Consider the following 7,075-nt stretch of genomic DNA (forward strand, 5'->3'; position numbering starts at 1 on the left):
CTGTAACATGCTGGATGATCCTAGGGGGGGTATCGTAGGTAAAAAGATTAAAGATGCGTACCTTGTCATTTGCTTAAGATAAAGACCGGGTACTAAACAAACAAAGAGGGGACATTGAACGGCTGTTCAGAACTATGAAAACGCAAGGGGTTAACCTTGAAAATACCCCTATGAAAGATTTGGGAAGACTTTCCAAACTTATGACCATTGTCGCTGTTGCTATTTTATACGCTTCTATAACGGGCCTTACACAAGAAATTGCTTACAAAAAAACAGTCAGAGCGCCTTTGTATTCATACTTCACAAGGGGATTCAGGTGGATCAAAGATAAACTCTTATTCTTTGATTTCAGCGATCTTTTAAACTACCTGAAAAAAAGTGAGGGAAAGTATGAGTGTAAATGATAGTTTCCGAAACTGTCTATTAATTCACTCATTATGTCATTTTTTATTGAATCTAGTGTATTTTCTCTACTGTTTTACAAAAAATAAATAAATAAATACTATAATAATAAAGTCGTTTTTTTAAAATTATGATTATAAACAATGAAAAAAATATTTTTTTATATATAAGCTTGTTAAGCGCTTGCGTTTACGCCAAAGATTCCATTTCCTATCAACGTATAGAAGAGTCTTTAAAAAAAGCGCTTGCTGATATTGTGGATTCACCTTTTGATAAGTTAACAGTTTCTGATTCTTTTTTAGATGAGTCTTTAGACAAGAACGAGGCAGAAAAATTCAAAAAAAAGTATATCAAATAACACTTGGCGTTTTAGAATTAGAGCGATACATCATAGATCTTTCCAAAATGGCACAAGCAATGTCTCCGCATAAACTTTTGGGTTTTTTGGAAAAAGAAAACCAAGATAAGTTTGAAGAAAAATTTTTCAATAGTCTTAAGGAAATTATAGAATCTCCTGAAGAGGCCGAGAAAAAAATTTCCACCCTTAGAGATACACAACTTGGTAAAATAGAATACGACTATGTAATGCAAAGAGCCAACCCCAGGGCAGGACCTAACGAGTTGTCTGATTATATAGATGTTAAGTTTATCACTGTTATAAAAAAAATTTCTTCTTATGTGAAAGCAATTAAAAGTAAAGTAGATTCTTTGTATCTTGTGCGCTCTACAGACACAGAAATATTAGATGAAGAAATTCAATCTGTAAAACCATTACTGATTGAAAAGAATAAAAAAAGTGATAATATTTCAAAAAATAATGATGAAGAAAATAAGAAAGATATTAATGTTTTTGCTACTTATAATCCTAGCAGAGCTACCCCAAATAAAAAAAATTTTGATGTTTTTGCCACTTATGGTCCTGAAGCTGCTTCTTCTATTTCCGAAAATAATAAAGTGCTTTTTCTCAATCAGAAACGAGAGGCTAACTTTCCTGCTATTAAAAAATTAGGCGACGGTAATTCCTTTCAGCAACTAAAGACCTTTCAGCAATTAAAGAATGTTCCTAATTATGCTCAGCGATTTCAAACCATGCCTTTTCCTCAAAGGGTAGATAATGTTCCTAATTTTGCTCGGCGATTGCAAACCATGCGTTCTCCTCAGTAATGTTCCTCTTCTCTTCGTAGTTTAGGTAGTAAATTATTTTCTTCTAATCAAACATAAGAATATAGAAAAAATTTATTTCTTGCTCTACAAGCAAAACCTTAAAAATAATTACTTTGCTGAAGGTTTAAAAGTTAAACATAATAAAAAAACTTTGGAGAATTTTTGCTTGACCTCATTGATGTTTAATGGGGTTAAGATCTAGAGAGTGATGCTAAACAAGGAAGTCCGTGTCCAGTATTTTCCAGAGACTCTCTCGTCTTTTCTCCTTATTCAAGATTTTTCTCTTTTTCCTCACGATCTATTTCTCTTCTCTATGTTCAACTTCAAAAACTTTACCTAAAAAAGAGCAAATACTTTTTTTCAAGCTGCCCACTTTTGAGAAATAAGTCCAACATTAGATATAATTTTTTGAACAAAAAATGATGAATCCATGTGGAACGCTTTAGCTTGTTGAAACCAGACTTGCATTGAACATAAAAGTCTATCCAAAAGCAAAAAACGCTTTTGATGTTGTGCGTACGTAGATAACTTATCAAACATCCAAAGAAAAACAATTTCTTGAAACAAATCAATGTTTTGATACAAATGCCCCGAAAGCTCTAAAGGCAGCAAGCAGGGCCCTTCGTCAAAAGAGCGATCCAAAAAATTCCATGTGCGCTGAATCAAATCTACTTTTCCTGTACTTACGAGACGAACAGCTTTTCCAATGTTTCCCCGAGTAAACGTATACAACCAATCTTGAAATGAAGGAGAAGAGCACTCTGTATTATCTGTAGAAATTTCCAAACTATCCAACAAAATCTTCAACCGAGAAAAAAACACTCCCCTATCGTCTGGACGCAAAGGATATACACAGCATCGAGAAAGTAAAGTAGCAGGAAAAGCACTATGAACCGCCGTAAACAAAAACAATGATTTTTTAGGAGGGTCTTCAACAATTTTTAGCAATGCATTAACACATTCATGCCGCAAAACATCCAAACGAGGCAAAATAATAACTTTCCAAGACAAAGAAAACGCAGTTTGAACGATACGCTTTTTAATAGAGCGAATATGATCTAACGTAATAGGAAGAGAAAGAACATGAAGCTCTGGATGAGAATGGGTAACTACTTGGCGGTACAAAATACTTCTGGGTAAATCATTAGCTGCTTCCCACTTCAAAGAGCCTTTGTATCCCAGAGCTATACAGGCCAACGCATAACAAAGTGATGTTTTTCCTAATCCGTCTTCTCCAAGAAACAGCCAGCTATGCGGAAGACGATCTTCTTCTAAAGCTTTCTGAAACTGCTCTACAATTTCTTCATACCCCAATAAAAACCTAAAAATTCAGGATCTTTTTCAAGAATGTCAGTTGTTTTTTTATAGATCATCAGAATGTTTTTACAAATCTAAAAAAATAAAATATACTTCTAATTATAGACAATATACAAAAAAAATACAACGTAAGCAGTAATTTTTTCGAAATCTTTAATAAATAATTTATTATTTAGTTGCCCCCTCAATTGAAGCTAAGTAAAGGCGCCAAGAAAATTTATAGACGTGTCAGCACAACGTGTAAAAATTGCGCAGTATAAAAAGTGGTGAGATTACCGGTAGTGTTGCCTTGAGCATCACAGATTGCACGGATCTTAGTGCTCCAATAGCCTAGTTTCCGTATTTTTTTTAGCACAACTGTGTTGGTAGGGAAGCACAATCGTTCATCGTGTACCTTTTGTCAGGGGTGTTGGCTAAGAATTTTGAAAAAGATTTTCCACTCATCTTTTTGACTCCAACGGGTGTGGAAGGCTTTGAAATCACAAAAGGCTAAACTTCTTCACGATATCTCTATGTAATGGCGATACAAAATTTTCGATAAACTTTCCTTGGCCTCATCCCCTTGTTTTCCAGAAAAGAGGAAGTTTTTAACTAAAGACACTTTTTGTTAGAATAGGTAAAGGAAGTCTTTTAAAAGTCTCTAAAAATTATTGTATGTAAATTTTGTGAATGTTCGGAGTGCTTTAAAAGCGGTTTTTTTCGAGAAGTTTAGCGGTACAAATGTAAAAAATATGGAAAAAATTTTACGAGGTGTGCCCGATAAAGACAAGCTCCAAGCCCTCGTTTTATACGCAAGCGGCCTTTCAATGAACTGAATTGCTCAGCTTTTGGTTTCAGCACGACCGCCGTTTTGAAGGGGGGCGTACCTTGGGATTAAGGCGATGCGCTAAAATTGAGCCATCCCCAGAAGACAAAGGTATTGTCATGGAAGTCGATAAATTTTTGTATATTTAAAAAAAGAAGCAAAAAATTTGGATTTCTAAAGCTTGGATTTCTAAATCCTATGATCGTGCTGGAAAACGGTTCATCTATTGGCAATTTGGTGATCTCTCGGATCAAACATTCAAACGACTTTTTGAACCATTAAAAAAATGGAAAATTTTATTTTGTTGCGCAGATCATTGGGCAGATTTTAATAAGAACCTGTATTCATTAATAAAAGTTTTATAGACGATATAGGATTAAGGGGGTATGGGAAAAAGTGATGCATGAACTTTCTTAAGACAAGCCGAATTAAGTATGAAAGGAGTGAGAATCCCAGCTATAGCATTATTCACAACGTGTTAAACCCACAGAAGCTTCAGAAAAAATAGGTATAGATGGGGGAAAAAAAGATACGTAAACGGCATAGTGTTGTTGATACGCAAGGCAATCTGATCCATATCACGGTTCATAAGGCCAATGACACAGGTGCTGGGTGCAGAGTTTTTTAGGAAGCGGTGCAAAAAAATTATCCTACATTGAGTGTGTGCAGATGCTGGATATAGAAACCCCGTGGAGGCATTTGTGAGAACTCTATTGAATAAAACTATAGCAATCTCAGAGCGTATATCTCAAGAATGGGCCATACTTCCAAAGCGTTAGATCGTCGAAAGAACATAAGATAGCTAAATCCTTTTCGAAGGGCGTCTAAAGATTATGAAATTGCCATAGCGACTGCTGAAAACATAATTACAGCCCATTCCATGATCCTATTAAGAAGGATAGCTAAATCATGAATACAAGGTTCTTAAGATTCTTCTTGAGTAATGTACACGAAGGCTAGACATCGTGAAGGAACTACGATAGAATCATTCACGATGAGGGCGCTTAGCTCAGCGGTAGAGCGTCTGGCTCTTAACCAGTCGGTCGTAAGTTCGATCCCTACAGCGCTCACTTCTTTTGTTTTTACTTTGAATTAATGACTGAGGTCTTAGGTTGTGCTTTTAAATCCCGTTTGTTTTAATATTTGCATCGGTATAAAAGTCAAATTTTTTTAATGAAAATATTAATTTTTAGATCTTTGTCTTGGGATTAAAGACATCTTCTTCTTCGTGAACCATCCCCATATCTTTTGGAAAAAGGTCTTGTGCATTCATTTGAGGATAGTTATCAGCTTTCTTAATAAGGGTATCTGAATAGGGTTCTTTCTTATTTTTATTATCATTGGGAACAAAAACTTTAGGTGGATTGTTTGAAGGAAGTTTCATGGTAGCAAAGAGATTATTGTTAGGAATCGAAAGTTTAGATTGATTGTTTGGACTCAAATTCTGAGTCATTAAAACATTATTTCCTGCTTTTCCGCTATTTTTTGGAAATAAGAAAATATTTGGAGTACTCTTTTTAGAAGGATCAAAATTTGGGGTGAATTTATGAGCCGGGATTAAATTTTTATTCCCAAATCGATTTTGGCCAGATGGATTTTTTTCCCAATTTTTCTTCCTTTCTGAAATTTCTTGTTCTTTGTTTTGTATTGTATCGCTTAAGGTTTCAATATTTTCAATTAATTTTTTTATATGCCCAGAAGAATTAGAATACGCAGAATCTATTTTTCCTTTAATTTCTTCAGTATAAGACAAGAATTTGTTTACAATTAAAAGGTATTCCTGTTCTATATACAAAGACAAATCGTTATTTGGAATATTGGAATTTATTTTCAATACAGATTCCTGTTCAATCTGATGCATTTTCGTTTTTTTAAGATCGGTAAGATCCAGATTTTCTGTTTCTGAGGAGTCTATAATCTTTGTAACGGTATTCAATAGCTCTTCCTTAAATTCTTTCTTTGCTTTTTCTTCCAAAAACTCAGAAAGATCACCAGTGTTGAGATTTCTTGCAAGTTCAGAAAGGTTAATTATATACGATTTTAATTCTAAAGCTTTAAGAGTTGTATTGTACGCTTCTTTTTTTAATTTTAACACTTGCTCATCTTTCAAGGATTTGTCAAAAGAAAAAGTGGGAAGCGGGATATCGCTTTTAGGAGTGTTAAAAAGAGAAGAAACCACTTCTTGTAATGATTTTTTATAATGTTCGTTTCCAGCATACGCGCAAGCACTTAACAAACTTAAATATAAATAAAATTTTTTCATCATGATTGTTATCGTTAATATAATACCAATTAATTTTAAAACAAAAGAGTTTTTTTTTGTAAATATTATTTAGATTTTTTTATAATAAATTGATTGTTTGATCAAATTAAGAGTATGATTTTGCTGTACTAGGGGCCATATAAAAGAATATAAAAATGATACAGCTATCGAAACTTATGAACGTTCTAGACAACGAACAGCAGCGGTAAGATTAAATTTTGCTGTTTAAACGTTTGTGTCCATTTCTATTGAATCTGGAATGTTTTATCTATCTGCATTTTTTCATATCAGACATCCCCGAAGAATCGGTGTTTGCTCCTCATTAATCTGCCCCTCTCTCCTAAAAAGTCGTTTTCTTCGTGTTTCTAACGATCTATTTTCTGATCGGAACGTATTGATACTAAATTTAAAAAAATTAAAAAAATTCTTATCCTAAGAAATGCGTGAGGGAGTAAATTTTCAGGTAAAAATTGAAATTTTCACTACTTCAAGAAAAGTGTTATTAAGCAAAAAATATTGCTATATTTTTCAATACTTAATCCCCCTAAAGCGCAAATATACCAAATCAAAGTGAAAGTGTTGGACTAATGCGTTAAAATTAGTCATTGACACGCTCGACAAGATCTCTGGCGATGTTGTTCTCAGGTTTGGTCGAAATTGCAGCATACTCTTGCAAAACTCTTTGACAGAGACGAAAAATCGATTATTGCGCACATATTCATTCTTCGATGGGGTTTTCAGGTTGGGGGTAGGGCATAAGTGTTGAAAGTGTCAAAATAAATGTTTAACAGCATTGAAATCCCCTCCTGAAATAATAATTAATGTTTTAATAAAAGATTACTCTAGATCTAATGTAAATTGAAATAATGGAATTTTGAAGCCATGCAGTTTCTTTCTAGCCTTGTATATTAAAAATAATAAATCTGTAATCAGAATCATATAAATATACACTTTCATACCATTTAAAGAATGACTCAAAAAATGCTTATATCCAAGTTTTTGTTTGATAAATTTAAAAAATACTTCTATATCCCATCTCCTCTTATAAAGCTCTGTTACATCAAGAGCTGGCATATCAAATAAATTAGTTAAAAACCAAATTTCATTCCCCTCCTTATTCAATA

General features: G+C 33.5%; 9 protein-coding genes and 1 tRNA gene. 7 read left to right on the plus strand and 3 right to left on the minus strand.

The window, feature by feature from the left end; genetic code table 11:
• Positions 1-134 precede the first annotated feature (134 nt).
• The 3 genes from HE1_RS05670 to HE1_RS05680 all read left to right on the plus strand — a co-directional run bounded on the left by HE1_RS05670 (position 135) and on the right by HE1_RS05680 (position 1,566).
• Positions 135-404 carry a hypothetical protein gene (locus HE1_RS05670; protein WP_035545623.1) on the plus strand — a complete coding sequence of 90 codons (270 nt, stop codon included), beginning with the start codon at positions 135-137 and terminating at the stop codon, positions 402-404.
• A gap of 128 nt (positions 405-532) precedes the next feature.
• Positions 533-760 (plus strand): hypothetical protein, encoded by a 228-nt coding sequence (locus HE1_RS05675; protein ID WP_035545625.1) that lies wholly within the window; start codon positions 533-535, stop codon positions 758-760.
• A gap of 86 nt (positions 761-846) precedes the next feature.
• Positions 847-1,566, plus strand: coding sequence for a hypothetical protein (locus tag HE1_RS05680; RefSeq protein WP_162480434.1), 720 nt, complete (start codon positions 847-849; stop codon positions 1,564-1,566).
• A 360-nt stretch (positions 1,567-1,926) separates the two neighbouring features.
• Here HE1_RS05680 and HE1_RS05685 read toward each other — a convergent pair whose 3' ends face one another.
• Positions 1,927-2,880: a DNA polymerase III delta subunit-related protein gene (locus tag HE1_RS05685; protein ID WP_035545630.1), complete on the minus strand. Its 954-nt coding sequence runs from the start codon at positions 2,878-2,880 to the stop codon at positions 1,927-1,929.
• 668 nt (positions 2,881-3,548) lie between these two features.
• Between HE1_RS05685 and HE1_RS08375 the strand changes: the two genes are divergently transcribed.
• From HE1_RS08375 to HE1_RS05690, 3 genes are all read left to right on the plus strand, one after another.
• Positions 3,549-3,698: a helix-turn-helix domain-containing protein gene (locus tag HE1_RS08375; protein ID WP_162480436.1), complete on the plus strand. Its 150-nt coding sequence runs from the start codon at positions 3,549-3,551 to the stop codon at positions 3,696-3,698.
• 1 nt (position 3,699) lies between these two features.
• The gene (locus HE1_RS09160; protein WP_162531297.1) at positions 3,700-3,837 is read left to right on the plus strand and encodes a hypothetical protein; all 138 of its coding nucleotides are present in this window, start codon (positions 3,700-3,702) and stop codon (positions 3,835-3,837) included.
• Between the two features lie 849 nt (positions 3,838-4,686).
• Positions 4,687-4,758, plus strand: a tRNA-Lys gene (locus tag HE1_RS05690).
• Between the two features lie 119 nt (positions 4,759-4,877).
• On the opposite strand, the gene HE1_RS05695 is transcribed toward HE1_RS05690, so the two are convergent.
• Positions 4,878-5,663, minus strand: coding sequence for a hypothetical protein (locus tag HE1_RS05695; RefSeq protein ID WP_162480438.1), 786 nt, complete (start codon positions 5,661-5,663; stop codon positions 4,878-4,880).
• Positions 5,664-5,682: 19 nt separating this feature from the next.
• On the opposite strand from HE1_RS05695, the gene HE1_RS08380 reads away from it, so the two are divergent.
• Positions 5,683-5,889 (plus strand): hypothetical protein, encoded by a 207-nt coding sequence (locus tag HE1_RS08380; RefSeq protein ID WP_162480439.1) that lies wholly within the window; start codon positions 5,683-5,685, stop codon positions 5,887-5,889.
• 899 nt (positions 5,890-6,788) lie between these two features.
• On the opposite strand, the gene HE1_RS05700 is transcribed toward HE1_RS08380, so the two are convergent.
• Positions 6,789-7,075 (minus strand): transposase (locus tag HE1_RS05700; protein WP_162531298.1); only part of this gene is annotated, 287 nt, incomplete at its 5' end.

The organism is Holospora elegans E1, from assembly GCF_000648275.1.
GTDB classification, from domain to species: Bacteria; Pseudomonadota; Alphaproteobacteria; order Holosporales; family Holosporaceae; genus Holospora; species Holospora undulata_A.

What these genes read in the sequence shown, in the direction of transcription:
- HE1_RS05675 (WP_035545625.1), top strand. Translation starts at nt 533, where the DNA reads ATGATTATAAACAATGAAAAAAATATTTTTTTATATATAAGCTTGTTA.
- HE1_RS05670 (WP_035545623.1), top strand. Translation starts at nt 135, where the DNA reads ATGAAAACGCAAGGGGTTAACCTTGAAAATACCCCTATGAAAGATTTG.